At 38.4% G+C, this 16,255-nt stretch carries 15 protein-coding genes; 1 reads left to right on the top strand and 14 read right to left on the bottom strand.

The features are described 5' to 3' along the window. Positions 1–65 precede the first annotated feature (65 nt). The 10 genes from U8519_RS11045 to U8519_RS11000 form a co-directional block, all read right to left on the bottom strand. Positions 66–854, bottom strand: a complete 789-nt coding sequence (locus tag U8519_RS11045; protein ID WP_334330371.1) for a hypothetical protein — start codon at positions 852–854, stop codon at positions 66–68. Positions 855–987: 133 nt separating this feature from the next. Further along, entirely contained in the window at positions 988–1,446 is a 459-nt protein-coding gene (locus U8519_RS11040) for a hypothetical protein (protein ID WP_334330370.1), read from the bottom strand. Between the two features lie 24 nt (positions 1,447–1,470). Further along, positions 1,471–2,628 carry an ABC transporter permease gene (locus tag U8519_RS11035; protein WP_334330369.1) on the bottom strand — a complete coding sequence of 386 codons (1,158 nt, stop codon included), beginning with the start codon at positions 2,626–2,628 and terminating at the stop codon, positions 1,471–1,473. Beyond that, complete coding sequence (locus U8519_RS11030) at positions 2,621–3,298, bottom strand: ABC transporter ATP-binding protein (RefSeq protein WP_334330368.1); 678 nt, start codon at positions 3,296–3,298, stop codon at positions 2,621–2,623. Before U8519_RS11030 ends, U8519_RS11035 begins: the two co-directional genes overlap by 8 nt. 12 nt (positions 3,299–3,310) lie before the next feature. Next, a complete protein-coding gene (locus U8519_RS11025) occupies positions 3,311–4,219 on the bottom strand; it encodes an efflux RND transporter periplasmic adaptor subunit (RefSeq protein ID WP_334330367.1) in 909 nt (302 codons plus the stop codon). 188 nt (positions 4,220–4,407) lie between these two features. After that, complete coding sequence (gene nhaC, locus U8519_RS11020) at positions 4,408–5,820, bottom strand: Na+/H+ antiporter NhaC (protein WP_334330366.1); 1,413 nt, start codon at positions 5,818–5,820, stop codon at positions 4,408–4,410. A gap of 444 nt (positions 5,821–6,264) precedes the next feature. Beyond that, positions 6,265–6,918, bottom strand: coding sequence for an amino acid ABC transporter permease (locus U8519_RS11015; RefSeq protein ID WP_334330365.1), 654 nt, complete (start codon positions 6,916–6,918; stop codon positions 6,265–6,267). Positions 6,919–6,931: 13 nt separating this feature from the next. Beyond that, on the bottom strand, positions 6,932–7,570 hold the full coding sequence (locus tag U8519_RS11010) for an amino acid ABC transporter permease (RefSeq protein ID WP_334330364.1): 639 nt from the start codon (positions 7,568–7,570) through the stop codon (positions 6,932–6,934). Then, positions 7,567–8,397 (bottom strand): glutamate ABC transporter substrate-binding protein, encoded by an 831-nt coding sequence (locus U8519_RS11005; protein ID WP_334330363.1) that lies wholly within the window; start codon positions 8,395–8,397, stop codon positions 7,567–7,569. The genes U8519_RS11010 and U8519_RS11005 overlap by 4 nt, the downstream gene beginning before the upstream one ends. Positions 8,398–8,414: 17 nt before the next feature. Further along, positions 8,415–9,146, bottom strand: coding sequence for an amino acid ABC transporter ATP-binding protein (locus tag U8519_RS11000; RefSeq protein ID WP_334330418.1), 732 nt, complete (start codon positions 9,144–9,146; stop codon positions 8,415–8,417). Between the two features lie 523 nt (positions 9,147–9,669). Here U8519_RS11000 and U8519_RS10995 point away from each other — a divergent pair. Next, entirely contained in the window at positions 9,670–11,037 is a 1,368-nt protein-coding gene (locus U8519_RS10995; protein WP_334330362.1) for a glycosyltransferase family 39 protein, read from the top strand. A 279-nt stretch (positions 11,038–11,316) separates the two neighbouring features. Here the strand turns inward: U8519_RS10995 and U8519_RS10990 are convergent, their stop codons facing one another. From U8519_RS10990 to U8519_RS10975, 4 genes are all read right to left on the bottom strand, one after another. After that, positions 11,317–13,110 carry an FtsX-like permease family protein gene (locus U8519_RS10990; RefSeq protein ID WP_334330361.1) on the bottom strand — a complete coding sequence of 598 codons (1,794 nt, stop codon included), beginning with the start codon at positions 13,108–13,110 and terminating at the stop codon, positions 11,317–11,319. A 25-nt stretch (positions 13,111–13,135) separates the two neighbouring features. Next, on the bottom strand, positions 13,136–13,888 hold the full coding sequence (locus U8519_RS10985; RefSeq protein ID WP_334330360.1) for an ABC transporter ATP-binding protein: 753 nt from the start codon (positions 13,886–13,888) through the stop codon (positions 13,136–13,138). Between the two features lie 153 nt (positions 13,889–14,041). Continuing rightward, entirely contained in the window at positions 14,042–15,673 is a 1,632-nt protein-coding gene (locus tag U8519_RS10980; RefSeq protein ID WP_334330359.1) for an ABC-F family ATP-binding cassette domain-containing protein, read from the bottom strand. A 148-nt stretch (positions 15,674–15,821) separates the two neighbouring features. Continuing rightward, positions 15,822–16,255, bottom strand: a 434-nt coding sequence (locus U8519_RS10975; protein WP_334330358.1) for an LPXTG cell wall anchor domain-containing protein, incomplete at its 5' end; no start/stop codon positions are given.

Below are 16,255 nucleotides of genomic sequence, written 5' to 3'. Positions count from 1 at the left end.
TAATTTATCATTTGATAAATTAAACGGTAAAAAACAACTCGGATAATCAGATCCGAGTTACTCTTCTATTTATTGTAGTTTTCATTTATTTCATTAGTAATATTTGTTCTAGATAGTACATTATTGGGATCGGTAATATTACGCCAATTCTCGTTATTAAAAATATACTTCTTAGCATTACTATTTTTGACCCAGATACTAAATATCGGATCGAATGGTACGTAAGCTGTCTTGCTCTTAATATTGTTGATCCGCATTGCCGTAATGAATTCTGAACTATCTTCACGATCATACTCGATAACATCGAGCGGCAAGATAATCTGAGCACCGATCTCTGGCAATGGAGCATCTGTATCATGCAAGTACAATTCTCCATTAGGTTTAGGATGGATCGTAACGCCGTTATGATCTCGATTGTCTGTATTGTAGAAGAAATCTTTAACCGTGGTCAATCCACCATGCAATATCAAGGTAATATTCTTGCCTTCTAATTCTTTGTTATTACCCATTAATACTTTCTCAACTTTGACAGTTGCCTTAGTATAAGTATCGAATTTTATTTCTGATAGTTTATGGTAGTTCAAAACAGTTCCTTTGATGAATAACTTCTTAAACTGCCTCATCTGCTTAAGATCAGTAGGAGAAATATACGAAGCCGCTTCGTTATAAGACCTCGTATCTATCTTCGTAGCCTTACTTACTTGTTTATTCCACCGCGACATGACCTGGTCTTGAGTTTGTCGAGAAGCTTTTTCTTGAGCTTTTGCACTGTCTTTAACTGAATTAACATTAGAACATCCTGTTAAAGATAGTACCGAAAATATGGTCAAAATAACGGTTATTATTTTCTCCATTACTACCCCCGGTCATGTTTATTTTCATGGTAGCATACCGGATATTATTACCGCTATTCGTCTTTAATATATTAGTTTATAAGCAAATAAATAGACCTAGGCAGAAATACCCAGGTCTATAACGTCGTTACAATTATAGTGATGATACAACAAAACAAATTGCTGTCCACACACTGATTTTGATCTTGCTACTTTGTGAGACGCTTAATTCTTTCCAATTGATCCAAGCGATAAAGCCGTTACCAATCAGACCAATAATTATTTTGATCCAAACATTCAAAGCCTTACCAGTGATCAAACCGGCAATAATAGATAATACTGCTGCAATCGTCAAACCAATCACAATATTAACAAAGATTATCTTCTGGAAGCCTGTCTCAGTGTTATTCAGAACCAAGTACATAACGCCGTAATAAATAGCAAAACTAAAGACGATCGTTATTGCATACATCCCTAATTCCAATGCCTTACCCATCGCTGGTGCAGAACCTATTTGTTGATTAGACAAGAACATCTGAATCAGTTCCGCAAATGCTAAGATCAGAAACATCGCTAGCAATGTCCAACCATCTAATTTATATAATTTTTTCATAGTAATCCCCTTTTTAAAAACTGACTATTCTTCTTTCAATAATCCCACTAATGGTGACTTAGCAGCTTTGTTTGATGGAATGAATCCGAAGATCAAGCCAACTGCTGTCGAAACTGATAGAGAGATAGCTAATGAATAACCGGTGACGATTGCTTTGAATGGCAAGAAGGCATTTATAATCGCTACTAAAAGATAGCCAAATAAAATACCGATCAAACCACCGATAACGCAAAGTACCACACTCTCAATCAAGAATTGACTTCTGATGTCATTTGAAGTAGCTCCAAAAGCACGTCGTATACCAATCTCTTTGCGACGCTCAGAAACCGTGATATACATTACATTCATAACGCCGATACCAGCGATCAATAATGATATACCAGCAACTAACGCTACGAAGTAAGTCACATAATTCAGCATCTTCGTAAATGTCTTACTAATTTGGTCTGTATTAGAAACCGAATAACTACCCATTTGCTTATCCTCACCAAACTTCTTCATCTGGGCCACAGCTCGTTTACCGACTGACTTCTTGTTGGCATCCGGGCTGACATAGATCCGTGCCAAGTCTTTCGTGATCTGGTTAGAGAATAACTGTTTGAAGATATCTTTGGAAACATAAATATCAGGACGATAATTGAAGTCACTAACATTATAAATTCCACGGACGATAAATACGTTTCCTTCTATAATAAGTGGTTTATTCAGTGCACTTTCACCTTTAAAGATTCGTGAAGCTAAATCATGCGAGATGAAGATATTACTCATATCCGACTTATCGATCGTCGTACCGACACCTTTAGATAACTTGAGATGTTTAGGTGCTTTGTTCAAACTCGTTGTCTCATGCTTCGTCTTGTATTGGATCTTTGCACTAGCTTCGGTGTTACTACTGTCTAACTTAACATGATCAACACCCGAGACCTTTTCTAAAGTGCTGATATCGTTTTGCGTGAAGCCACTTGAAACATCGTCATATGAGGATGATTCAAAGCTTATCGTTACACGTCCCTTATCATTGTGTGTTCCCATACCTTTGGTCATCGTCTTAGTGAAACCATCACCAACGGCTAAGATAGCAATCACACAGGCAATTCCGATAATAATACCCAACATCGTTAAGAAGTTACGATTCTTATTCTTACCAATCGACTTGAATGCGATCAAAATTTTATCAATCATTTTTAAACACATCCTTTGCATCATGATATAACTTACCGTCACGGATATAGACTGTCCGCATGGCATATTGAGCTACTTCTTCATCGTGAGTGACCATAATGATCGTGGTACCGTCTTGATTCAACTTCGTAAAGATATCCATGATCTCTTTACTAGTCTTCGTATCAAGTGCACCAGTCGGTTCATCGGCAATGATCAACTTAGGTCGATTGACGATTGCTCGAGCAATCGCCACACGTTGTTGTTGCCCACCGGATAACTCTGAAGGACGATTTTTTTCCTTGCCTGATAGACCAACTTTTTCAACTACATCTTCAACTCGTTCATGCTTGTTTCGTTGTTCTAGCTTGCTGTAGACCAAAGGTATTTCAATATTTTCGTAGACATTGTAAGTCGTCAACAATTTGAAGTTTTGAAAGACAAAACCTAGTTGATCACCACGAATACGTGACAAAAGATTATCTGATGTATCCTTATAACTCTTGTCATTCAACAAATATTCACCTGTATAGTCTTGATCCAATAGGCCCAAAATATTGATCAACGTTGACTTACCAGAACCGGATGGTCCCATGATGGCTAAGAATTCACCATCAGCGACTTCTAAATCAATATCTTGCAAGACTTTGAATTTACCGTATGATTTTCCCACGTTATTTATCTTTAACATGAAATCACCGCCCTAGAACAAGACCAGCTTATCGCCAGCCTTGATTCCTTTTTTGACGTAATAATTGTTATCATATTTGGTCAAGTCTAATACACGTCTGTGTTTCTTATCATTTTTCACAACATAGACCGTATCGCCTGATTTTACCGCTGCTTTAGGAATCTTATAACCACGAGTAGAGTTTTGAATTTGTACGTGCATTCCATAATTCAAGGTCTCATCAGTACTTACTTGGAAGTGATAATAAGAAACAGCACCATTATTGTATGGAATCTTATCCTTAGAACTGTATGTTCCTTTGATCTTCTCACCATTATTCTTGATAACTGTCACTTTCTTGCCGCTCTTGATCTTATCAAGTGAGAACTCGTTGACATTACCTTGAATGATCGGTGTACCGTAAATAAAGCTGCGTCCTTCACTATCTTTGAAGTACGTACCAGCAATTGGAGCTAAAACCGTGCGATTCTGTTCTTGATTTATTTTTGATAATTTAGCTTGAGCTTCGCTCAACATTTCTTGATCCTTAGCCAATTCGATCTGATAATCAGTATTCTTATCAGTCGTTGTATTCAACTGTTGGATCGTTAATTGTGCTTGTCTGATCTCTAAATTAGCTGAGTTGATCTCACTAGACATGTTCTTATAAAAAGTAAATAGAACTTGTCCCTTAGTAACCTCTTCACCATTTCTGACATTAGATGAAGCCAAGGTCTCATCATCAGACTTAGGTTCATCACTGACAGCATGTCTCTGGTCAGCCTGAACGACCCCTGTAAAGTTATCAGTTTGTTCTGACTTAACAGTATAAGTATTGTATTTGGCTTTGTGGCTATCACTAGCATTACCTAAAACTACTGCTACAGTAATAATTGCCATTACAATAGCAATCCCCCAAATTGTAAGTTTGATTTTTTTCATATTTCCTCCCTATTTTCAAAACGACTTGTTCCATTATACATTTAATTCTACCCAATAAATATAATGTTTTCGTGGCTTTAAACTAACATTACCTTACAATTTTGTAAGGTCAAAAAGCACAAAAAAATATCCAATAAAAGTTGTTTTTTATGCAACTCAATTGGATATTTTCTGAAAATTATAAATAATTAGGCAGTAACTGCATCGCTCTTACTATCAGTTGTTTTTTCGGAAGCGTTCAAACGTTTCAAGCCGATACCGGTGAATCCACTTATAATAGAAAGAATTGGTGAAAGTAGGCTGAAGAAACAGAATGGTAAGAAGGCTAATGTTGAAACGCCAAGTGTATTAGCGGCGAAGGCTCCGGCAACACCCCAAGGGATCAAGTAGTTAATAACTGTCCCACCATCTTCTAGAACACGACTGAGAGCTAGATTATCAAGACCACGCTTGTTGAAGGTTGACTTGAAGGCCTTACCTGGCAAGATAACTGATAAGTATTGTTCACCGACGAAGATGTTAACGCCGATACCTGAAAGAATAGTTGCTGTAACGACTGATCCGGGTGTCTTTAACTTAGCAGCAAGTGGTGTCATTGCTGTTTGAATTACATCAAACTTCATCAATAATCCACCTAATGATAAGGTTAGGAAAATCAACGAAACGGTTCCCATCATGGAAGTAATACCACCACGAGTAAGCAAAGCATCAACTGCAGCGTTACCAGTCTTAGAAACGAAACCATTTTCGATAAAACCTGCGACATCTTTGATTTGTGTACTTGGTTTTTGAATGAAGATCATCCCGATCGTAACGGTAATATTTAAGATCAATGTGGCAATGGCTGGGATCTTAGCGATGGAACAGATAAACAATAATGCAATTGGTAGGATAGCCCACCAAGAGATTACGAAGTTGCTATTCAAAACTGCTAGAGTCTTATCGATACTATCCAAACTAGCATTAGAACCACTGTTACCAAGAATTGCGTAAAGAATAAGTGAAATTAAGAAAGCTGGGATCGTAGTCCACATGAGGTTCTTAATATGTGCAAATAAGTCATCTTCAGCAATGGCTGAAGCCAAATTAGTTGAATCTGAAAGTGGTGAAGTTTTATCACCAAAGATAGCACCAGAGATGATAGCACCGGCTACTAAAGCTGGATTAACACCAAGAGTCGTACCCATTCCAAAGAGTGCAATTCCCAATGTGGAAATAATTGTAAAGGCACTACCGATCGATGTACCAATAATGGCACAAACTAGAAAGACTGACGGTACGAACCACTTAACTGAGATCATGTGGAATCCTGCCACCATCATTGATGGAATAATTCCGGCTGCGATCCAAGTACCGATCAAGGCACCAATCAGAATGAAGATAAAGATCGGTACGATCCCATTTTTGACACCGTCGATAATACCATTATGAATATCGTCCCAACTGCTGCCACGGACTTTAGCCCAGAGGATCAATAGACCGATAACTACTAGGACTGGGGTTTGTGGTGAAAGACCAAATTTGATAACACCAAAACCTAAAACTAATAACATTACTATTAACATTGAAATTGCTTCTTTGAAGCTGACTTTGTTTTCCATAATTAATCTCCTCATTTTTTACTTAATTTAGTTAATGAATCGATATCGAGGATTTCCACCGGCTGTATTCTTCATAATATTTTCCTTCCCAACTTTGAGGTATAAAAAAAGTCGTTCCTATCGCTTACGCAACAGGGACGACTAATAACCGTGGTACCACCCAGATTGAGAATATAACTATTCTCCACTCTCGAGAAGTAACGGTTCTCTTTACCCGCTTGGAAAAACCAAGTCATGTCTGGTATTTCATGACGTACACCCTGACCGATTCGCATCAACCACCGGCTTTCTTACACACAGATGCAGTACTACTTGTTTCAGACACTTATATTTGTTTATTCGATTGACTTGTATATTAGCAGTTATTTTTTTAGACGTCAAGAAATTTTTTTAATAATTTTCTAATTTTAATGGTTTTTCAAAATAAAACTAACATTCTTTGCATTAAGCCATTCGTCTGTCAATAAACTTGGACAACAGTGACAAGGCGTAACAAACGACAAAGTACATGATGGCCATTGCGACGAAGACCGGAATAATGTAGTTAGGATCCTGTCCGTAAACAACTTGTCCGTGTTGCATCAATTCTGGAACAACGATGATCGTGGCCAAGGAAGTATCCTTGATCAATGAAATGAATTGACTAACTAAAGCTGGGATCATCTTCTTGTAAGCTTGTGGTAAAACAACGTGCCACATAGCTTGTCCCATCTTCATCCCCATTGCACGAGACGCTTCCATCTGACCAACATCGACCGCCAGAATACCTGAACGAATGATCTCAGCAATCATCGTCGATTCGAAGACTGTCATCGCTAAGATGGCAGCTGGGATCGTATCCGGCTTGAAGCCGAATGCCGGTAGTCCAAAGTACGTGAAGAAAATGATCAATAGTAGTGGCAAATTACGAATCACGTCGATGATAAAACCGATGATCTTAGACAAATATGGAATCTTGGCATATCTAATAATACCTAAGACTGATCCGATAATAAAACTCAATACTACAGAAATAACTGAAATCAATATTGTGATCCATAAGCCTTGGAGCAGGAACCGTATATTGATCCATGAATAAGCATCTATCCAATTTTGCATAACGTATCCCCTCCTAAGCTAATTTTCTTTCTAGATGTTGCATGTAGTAACTGATCGGCATTGTGATGACTAAGTAGAACAAACCGACTACAACATAAGTATTTACCGTTTCAAAAGTCTGCGAAGCAATCGCATTACCTTGATACATCAAATCAAATCCTGCAACGAAGGCGAGGACTGACGAGTTTTTAACCAAGTTAACGAATTGGTTACCTAGTGGTGGAATGACCAACTTAAAAGCTTGTGGCAAGACAACGTTCTTCATTGCCTGCCAAAATGTCATTCCCTGTGCACGAGCAGCTTCCATCTGACCGACATCAACTGAGTTGATCCCGGCACGAACTGTTTCAGCAATGAAGGCTGAAGTATAGATCGTCAAGCCGATCGTTCCGGCTGTGAAACCATTGATCTTTACAATATACAATGGAATTACTAAGTAGAAGAACATCGTAATAACTAGTAGTGGGATGTTACGGAATATCTCAACGTAAACATTACCAATAACACGTGCGGCCTTATTCGGCATTACTTCCAAAATGGCAAATAAAGAACCGATGATCAAACTGAAGAACAGTGCCAAGATACTGGATAGAACGGTCCAACCGAATCCAGAAATAAACGCTGACCAGTTATCTGTTAGTAGTTTTATCATTTTCTTAGCACCTCCTTGTAATTGAATCCAGGAACATTACCAAACCACTTGATGACAAGCTTGTTGTAAGTACCGTCCGCTTGCACTTCTTTCAAGGCTTTATTAATAGCTTTTTTAAAGTCTCCTTGACCCTTATTGATGCCGATACCGTAAGGTTCGGTTGTGAACGGCTTACCAGTTAATTCATAGCCAGGATTGTTGACAGCCATACCAGCTAAGATAACATTATCCGTCGTTAAGGCATCCCCTTGACCAGACTTCAAAGCTGTTAGGGCTTGAGCATAGTCAGGTAGTTGCAAGACTTGTGCCTTAGGAGCAAACTTCTTAACGTTTTGAACTGAGTTTGAACCCACAACACCAATGATTGTCTTACCATTCAAGTCTTCTACTTTTTTGACTGATGAACCTTTTTTAACTAGGATCGATTGTCCAGCATCAAAGTATGAATTAGCAAAATCAATTGTCTTTTTACGTTCCGGCGTTATGGTCATTGTAGCGATGATGGCGTCGATGTTTCCATTCTTCAATAATGGAATACGTGACTGTGATGTAACGGTAACGAATTTAGCAGTGGCATCTTTGCCGAGCATCTTTTTAGTGATAGCTTTCGCTAAGTCGATTTCAAATCCTTTTTCCTTACCATCTTTAACATCAATCAAACCTAATAATTTTGTATCTGCTTTAACACCCCATGTGACTGTCTTGGATTTTTTGTCATTTTCCAAAACATTTTGAGCTGACAAGGGTTTCGAACCACATCCAGCAAGCACAACAACTAGGAGCAAAGATGTGATCAGCAGTGATAAGTACTTAAACTTCTTTTTCATATCAAATACCCCCTATTTTAATGCTTAATGATCTTACCTAAGAACTGGCTAGCACGTTCATTTGAAGGGTGCTTGAAGAATTTCTCTGTTTCATCATCCTCGAGGATCTGACCATCAGCCATGAAAATAACACGATTGGCTACTTCTTGAGCGAAGCCCATTTCGTGCGTAACGATAAGTGATGTCATATCACTTTGGCTAGTAACGTACTTGATAACTCCCAATACATCATCGATCATTTCTGGATCCAGTGCACTTGTAGGCTCATCAAATAACATACAGCGTGGCTTCATTGCGAGTGATCTAGCGATGGCTACACGTTGTGCCTGACCACCTGAGATCTGAGAAGGCATGTTATGAGCTTTATCTGCCAAACCAACTTGGTCTAGTAAAGCCATAGCTGTCTTCTTGTTTTCTTCCTCACTCAACTTCAAAACAATTCTTGGTGCTAACATGACATTTTCCAAAACGTCCTTATTAGCGTATAGATTGAAATGTTGGAAAACCATCCCAACATCTGTCCGAATACGGTTGATATCAGTCGTCTTATTCGCGATATCATGACCATTAACGATCAATTGGCCTTCTTGGATCGTTTCCAATCCATTGACAGTTCTGGCCAAAGTACTCTTACCAGATCCTGAAGGTCCGATCAAAACAACTGTTTCTCCCTTATCGATTTTTAAGTTAATGTCCTTTAGTGCATGAAACTTACCGTAGTACTTTTGCACATCACGAAATTCGATCATTGATGACATAAACATTCTCCCTTCTATTCCCTTTTACAATTCAGATTAAAGTTTCTGAAAAAATATCATTAAAGAAATTTTAATGTTTAAAAATAAATTTAGCAACAAAAAACATCTAATCATTGACCATGTTCGGTTTTAATACAAGGCGATTATTACACTCTATCCCTTATATATCAAGAGATCTTCATGACATAATGCCACATAAAAAAAATTGTCATTTTCATATATCATGTCAAAAGACGAACTAAATGTTTGTTAAAAAATTATCAAGTAGTTTATTTTAGCATAGATTAAGATTTTTACCTAAAATTAAATTTATTTTAATTATAGATTGGCAATGCGTATAAGGCTTGTTGCGACAACTATGTTAATATTATTATGATTTATTTAAAGCTTGTCACTCTCGGTCAAAGCTTGAGTTTGACTGTAAATTTAGGGGGATATTATCAACAAATTACAAAGCACCATTAGCAAGTTCATCTTATTATGTTTAGCCCTTTTCACTACTTTAGTTTTCATAATGATGCTGCTATTTTATTATCAAAATTATTTATTCCAAAATACCTTGCGCAATCTTTCTTTGATCATCATCGCCTTCATTTTAGTGGCATTAGTCAGCTACTTCTTGATACGCATACGAGATACCGATAAAAAAACCAATCTAATAGTTCTCGGCGCAATGCTTCTTATCTTTATGATCGTCGGCATTAGCTGGGTCTTAAAAATGCCTCAAACCCAGATCAGTGACTTTGGAAACTTTTGGTCGCGAGCTCCAGGATTTTTTAACGGCGATCCGCTCTACAACACTGACAATGATTACTTCTCAAAATACGCCTATCAATCCGGATTCATGGTTTATATTTTAGGGATCGTCAAAGTCTTTGGGTTCAATATCTTCGTCGTACAATTTCTAAATGTCGTCTATCAAACACTGACCCTACTGATGACCTACTTATTAGTAACTAAGATCTTCAACAACATCAAAATGGCTAGGATCTCAGTATTACTATTGATGATCGACTTAGATTGGTTTGCATTGAGCAGTCAAGCGGATAATCAATACCTCGGATCCTTGTTGTACTTAGTAACGCTGTATCTACTAATGCAAAATAAAACTACGTATTATCTTTTGGCAGGGATCTCTTTAACTGCTGCGTGCCTGATCAGACCGATCGGACCGGTATTCATCGCTGGTATAATCGTCTTTGCTCTGTGTTATCTACTCATTAACAATGGCAAATTCGATTACAAGTCAGCTTCCAAAACTATCCTTACCTTATTGATCTACTTTGTTCTGTTCAGTCTAGCCGGCTGGGGTGTCAAAGCTGGTGGTGTCAATGCATATGGATTATCCAACCATGATCCAGAATGGAAATTCGTTACCGGACTACACTATCAATCTAGCGGTACTTACAGCGACGACATGAATAAGTTGATCGATGCCAATAAATCTAGAGCAGAAATGAGTAAGGTCGAGAAGAAACAATTGCACCGTGAGATCAAATACTTGAATGATAATCACAAGTGGTTGCATTTATTTATTAATAAAGTCCAAGTACTGTGGTCAGCACGGACACTCGCGACAGACTTTACTAATTTCAGTACCAATCATTCTCCTAAGACAGTTGAGATCATCAACTTCATAGCCTATATTGGTTCCATCATACTGATTGTTCTATCGTGGATCGGGTCATTCTATCTTTTTAAGACCAAATTCAGTAATAACTTCTACTTATTGATCCTGCCATTAATGGCCTTCGTGGTTGCCAATCTGATTATTGAAGTTCAGGGTCGCTATCGAATCGAATTCTTACCGAGCATTTCAATGATCGCCAGCTTAGGACTATATAATATTTTGAGCAAATTTCACTTTAAAAAAAGCAATTAAAAAAATCCCTACCTCACGATCAACTCGTTGAGATAGGGATTTTTTCTGTGACTGCATCACAATTTTGAGAACGGGAATTCTCATTACATATTGAAGGGTGTTTCTAGGAATCTTGTTGAGGGATTTCCATATAATATTAGATTGCGTCTCAGAGGGGGAAGATTTCTTCGACGCTTTAACAATTAATGCTCCTCATTTCCGAGGAGCTGGGGTCGGTAGGTATTAGTTAGGGGGAAACACCCGCCGACCCCAGTTCCCCCGAAGGGAAACTGAAAAATTTTATTTTAGAACGATCTTCTTATACAAGTAACGTGTTAAGAAATAATAACCCAGATAGAGAACGATGAAGATGCCGAATGGTATCTCAATATTCATATATGGTTTATAGAGCAACTTAGTGAACATCTGTAGTCCAAACAAGACATGAACGATTCCTAAAATAGCTGGTACCGAGAAGAGAACGGCAATTTCCTTATTGATAGTTGAGCGTAACATCTTCTGACGCGTACCGATCTTATAGAGCATGTTATAACGCTTAACGTCGCCATTGGCACCTGAAAGGATCTTGAACATCAAGCAACTAGCGAGCATGGCTAGAAAGGCGATTCCCAGGAAGAAGCCCATGAACTCTAGTCCCGAGAAGAAACCATTAACTAGGACATAGGAACTGTACTTGTCACCACTAGCTTGTTTCAATTCTGGATAACGCTTAGCTTCTTCTTTAGAGATAGTCTTGATCTTACTCAAGTTATTCTTGAAAGAAGTTGTCTTAACTACCGTCAAAGTATTTGTTTTCGCAGGTAATTCCGCAAATTCCGCATCACTGACAGCTTTGACCTGACTCATTCGATATCTTGGCAGCATATTCTGTTGCAAGCTGTAGCTGACTTCTTGATCAGTCGGATCCTTACTTGTCTTAGTCTTAACGATCATACTTTCCATATTGAAATGCTCATAATGGAATGGTTGCTTCTTGAATTCACTTGCACGATAGTAAACTACTTTGTTCTTGTCATCAGACTTATATGAATAAGTTGTTTGATCATCACCACTCAAGTGATTGATACGACTCTTCTGTGCTGTATCGGCGTTATGAACGGTAACGTCATAATAATTCTGGCCGTTAACAACCGTATCAATTTGATTTTGAAAACCCAGTCCAACCGTAATAGCACCAAGGGCTAAGGCGAACATCATCGATACCATTGATAGGATCTTCGTGTAATCGCCGATTCTAAAACTCAATTGTGAAAGAGTGAAATTATTCAAACCTTTTTGTGAGAATTTAGTATTGCGTTTTAACATTGAAATTGCGGCCGTTATAGCTGCATTGATCGTAAAATAAGTACCGATAACGATCGTTACCAAGGCAAATGGTACACCTAAGTAAATGAACAACGCATTTTGACCGATAAACCACATGGAGAAATAACCTAAAGCTAGGAAAATAATTCCAATAACTGCTTGAACAGCTTTCACAGCGCCGTTACGTTTGATCTTGCTTGGTTGACTATCTTTGTGTAACAAAGTTAAGACCTTAGTCCGTCTCAAGGAAACGGAATTGCGTAACGCTGAAAAGACAAATAGTACGATGAAGAAAACAAAAGTCCAAAGTAAAGCTGGTAAATAAAAACTATTAAAGTGTTTAACTTGCATATCTAAGGCAGTGATCATCCATTGACTGACATACTTAGTTGCGATGATACCGATCAATGAACCGATAACAGTTGAGATGGCACCGATAGCGAATGTTTCTACAAAGATCATCTTAGAGATCTTGCTACTCTTAGCACCGAGCATCATGAACATCCCGTATTCCTTCTGCCGCATGCTTAACAGGAAGGTATTCGCATAGTTGATGTAGACAATAGTGATTATTGCCAGCAAGACGATTCCAAAACCAAAGATAAAGGCAGTTGCCTGAGCTGGCGAATTAGAACTTAAAAATGTCTTGTTGAGCGCTAACGACAGGAACATATAAAAAATTGCTGAAGCGATCATCAAACCTGAGAACAGTACCGTGTAGTCTCGCATTCGATGCTTGATGCCACTTAAGGCTAGTTTGTTTAACATTATTTAATCTCCTCTCCTCTATAAATTATTCAACGAATGTTCCCAATGAATCTAAGATCTCTTGATAGAATTCACCACGTGAACTGTCCTCTTTCTTCAATTCTTGTCCGATCTCACCGTCACGAATAAAGAGGATGCGGTCACAATAACTAGCTGAGAAAGGATCATGTGTTACTAATAGGATCGAAACATTATCCTCATGATTGATCTTTGTCATCGTATCCATCAGTGCACGAGCACTCTTAGAATCCAAGGCACCAGTAGGTTCATCCCCAAAGACAATACTTGGTTCATGGACCAAAGCCCGGGCAGCCGCAACACGTTGTTTTTGACCACCAGATAATTCAGTTGGATAGTGATTCAAAATTTCTGTCAAACCTAATTTTTCAGTAATTGCAGTAACTGCTGGCTTGATCTTCTTAGGCGAAACATTTTGTAACGCTAATGGCAATGCGATATTTTCATAGGCTGTCAAATTCTCCAGCAAGTTAAAATCTTGGAAAATAAAACCAATCTTGTTAGCACGAAAATCTGCCATTTCATTAGTATTTAATTTGGTAATATCTTGTCCGGCAATTTGTACCGAACCACTTGTGGGCGTATCAAGAGTTGATAAAATGTTTAACAATGTTGTCTTACCTGAACCAGATGCCCCCATGATTCCGACAAACTCTCCTGGTTGAACTTCAAAATTTACATCCGACAAAGCTTTGAATTGTTTCTCGTTAGCCTTACCATAAATTTTTTCAACATTTTTTACTTCGACAATTTTTTGCATTTCTTGAACCTCCATTTGATATATCTATCATAAGAAAATTCATAAAAAAGGTCGTTCGATTCATATTACATTTACTTACATTTTTGTAAGACGAAGTTTTTTCTTGAAAGATGCACAAAAAAACGACCCGAAATTAACTTCGAGTCGTTAGTATTATTCAGCATCGTATAACTTAGCAACTTGTTCTTGGACTTGTTTATGAGCCAAGAATTCGTCATAAGTAGTATCAGATTTGTCAACGATCCCCATAGGACTGACTTCGATGATACGGTTAGCAATAGTTTGAATGAACTCATGATCGTGAGAAGTGAAGATGATACTACCCTTGAATCCTACCAGACCGTCATTCAGCGCTGTGATAGATTCCAGATCCAAGTGATTAGTTGGATCATCTAGTAGTAAGACATTAGCCTTACTCAACATCATCTTCGATAACATTGCACGAACCTTTTCCCCACCAGACATGACATCAACTTCACGGTTAACATCGTCCCCAGAGAAGAGCATCTTACCTAGGAAACCGCGCAAGAAGGTATTATCGTTCTCATCCTTAGAAGCGTATTGACGCAACCAGTCGATAACTGACATCTTGTTTTCAGCAAAATAATCATTCACATTCTTAGGTAAGTAAGTTGTCGTAGCTGTTTGTCCCCAAGTTACTTGGCCTTCGTCTGGTTCCATCTCTCCAGCAATAATTTGCATCAAGATAGTAGTTGTTAAGTCATTACGACTAATGAAGGCGATCTTCTCGTCAGGGCGCAGCGTCAAACTGATATTGTCCAGGATCTTCACACCTTCGATCGACTTGGAAACACCTTCAAGACTAACTAGATCCTTACCCAATTCACGTTCTGGATTGAACTTGATGAAAGGATATTTACGAGTAGAAGGTTTAATATCGTCTAAAGTGATCTTCTCTAATTGTTTCTTACGGGAAGTAGCTTGTTTAGACTTCGAAGCATTAGCACTGAATCGTGCCACGAATTCTTGCAACTGTTTGATCTGTTCTTCCTTCTTGGCGTTAGCGTTAGCTTGCAATTGAGTAGCTAATTCACTTGATTCCATCCAGAAGTCATAGTTTCCGACAAAGAGTGTGATCTTACCACGGTCAACGTCACACATGTGGGTACAAACTTGATTAAGGAAGTGACGGTCATGGGATACCACAATAACCGTATTCTCATAGTCAGCTAGGAAGTTTTCTAACCAGCTGATCGATTGAACGTCCAAACCATTCGTAGGCTCATCTAGTAACAAGACATCAGGATGACCGAATAAAGCTTGTCCAAGTAAGACCTTAACTTTTTGCGGTTCAGTCAATTCACTCATCGGTAATTGATGAAGTGATTCGTCGATTCCAAGTGCTTGTAACATTTGAGAAGCTTCGGCTTCAGCTTCCCAACCGCCCATTTCACCGAATTCTGTCTCTAGTTCGGCAGCACGGATTCCGTCAGCGTCACTAAAGTCAGGTTTCAAATAAATAGCATTCTTTTCAGTCATAATATCGTAGAGTTTTTGGTGACCACGAATTACTGTATCCATAACTAAGTTATCTTCAAAAGCAAAGTGATCCTGGTTCAAACTGGACATACGTTCATTAGGTCCCATTGAAACTACACCTGTAGTAGGTTTCAGCTTTCCCTCAATGATCTTCAAGAATGTAGACTTACCAGCACCATTAGCACCGATAACACCATAACAGTTACCTGGTGTGAATTTCAGATTGACATCGTCATAGAGTACTCGGTCAGAAAACTGCATACTGACATTGTTGACATTTAACATTAACTATCCTCCTGCATTTACGCGTAAAAAAACAACGTGTCAAGTAACGGCGACGTTGATTTTTGTTAATTGTTTGATTTATTCAAGTAGTGTAACACATATATAGGAAGAATTCAGGTTTTCTGAACTTTTAGTAACAGCTAAATGTTTAATCTTTTGCTCGACGCCACATATCGAATCCCAACAAACCTAAAATGGCTATGATAATCACACCTAATCCTAATTGCCACTTATATGTTTTTTCACCAGTCTGTGGAAATTCTTTGAAACCAGAATGTGATTTAGTAGTCGTCGGTACGTCATTTATTACTAACCCGCCGATATTGTTGCCCTTAGTTGAATCTGTGGGCGTTATCGGATCTAATGGTATTTCCGGATCCACTGGCTTTTCTGGATCTACCGGTTTTTCCGGATCTACTGGCTTTTCTGAATCTACCGGTTTTTCCGGGTCCACAGGTTTTTCCGGATCTACCGGCTTTTCCGGATCTACTGGCTTTTCTGGATCTACCGGTTTTTCCGGATCTACTGGCTTTTCTGAATCTACCGGTTTTTCCGGGTCCACAGGTTTTTCCGGATCTACCG

This window comes from Companilactobacillus sp. HBUAS59699 (assembly GCF_036913575.1).
Taxonomy (GTDB): Bacteria; Bacillota; Bacilli; order Lactobacillales; family Lactobacillaceae; genus Companilactobacillus.
This window is presented reverse-complemented; position numbering and strand designations above follow the sequence as displayed.

Excerpts from the sequence above, each read along its gene's own strand:
- U8519_RS11045 (WP_334330371.1), bottom strand. The coding sequence starts at position 854 with ATGGAGAAAATAATAACCGTTATTTTGACCATATTTTCGGTACTATCT.
- U8519_RS11040 (WP_334330370.1), bottom strand. The coding sequence starts at position 1,446 with ATGAAAAAATTATATAAATTAGATGGTTGGACATTGCTAGCGATGTTT.
- U8519_RS11035 (WP_334330369.1), bottom strand. The coding sequence starts at position 2,628 with ATGATTGATAAAATTTTGATCGCATTCAAGTCGATTGGTAAGAATAAG.
- U8519_RS11030 (WP_334330368.1), bottom strand. The coding sequence starts at position 3,298 with ATGTTAAAGATAAATAACGTGGGAAAATCATACGGTAAATTCAAAGTC.
- U8519_RS11025 (WP_334330367.1), bottom strand. The coding sequence starts at position 4,219 with ATGAAAAAAATCAAACTTACAATTTGGGGGATTGCTATTGTAATGGCA.
- nhaC (WP_334330366.1), bottom strand. The coding sequence starts at position 5,820 with ATGGAAAACAAAGTCAGCTTCAAAGAAGCAATTTCAATGTTAATAGTA.
- U8519_RS11015 (WP_334330365.1), bottom strand. The coding sequence starts at position 6,918 with ATGCAAAATTGGATAGATGCTTATTCATGGATCAATATACGGTTCCTG.
- U8519_RS11010 (WP_334330364.1), bottom strand. The coding sequence starts at position 7,570 with ATGATAAAACTACTAACAGATAACTGGTCAGCGTTTATTTCTGGATTC.
- U8519_RS11005 (WP_334330363.1), bottom strand. The coding sequence starts at position 8,397 with ATGAAAAAGAAGTTTAAGTACTTATCACTGCTGATCACATCTTTGCTC.
- U8519_RS11000 (WP_334330418.1), bottom strand. The coding sequence starts at position 9,146 with ATGATCGAATTTCGTGATGTGCAAAAGTACTACGGTAAGTTTCATGCA.
- U8519_RS10995 (WP_334330362.1), top strand. The coding sequence starts at position 9,670 with ATGATGCTGCTATTTTATTATCAAAATTATTTATTCCAAAATACCTTG.
- U8519_RS10990 (WP_334330361.1), bottom strand. The coding sequence starts at position 13,110 with ATGTTAAACAAACTAGCCTTAAGTGGCATCAAGCATCGAATGCGAGAC.
- U8519_RS10985 (WP_334330360.1), bottom strand. The coding sequence starts at position 13,888 with ATGCAAAAAATTGTCGAAGTAAAAAATGTTGAAAAAATTTATGGTAAG.
- U8519_RS10980 (WP_334330359.1), bottom strand. The coding sequence starts at position 15,673 with ATGTTAAATGTCAACAATGTCAGTATGCAGTTTTCTGACCGAGTACTC.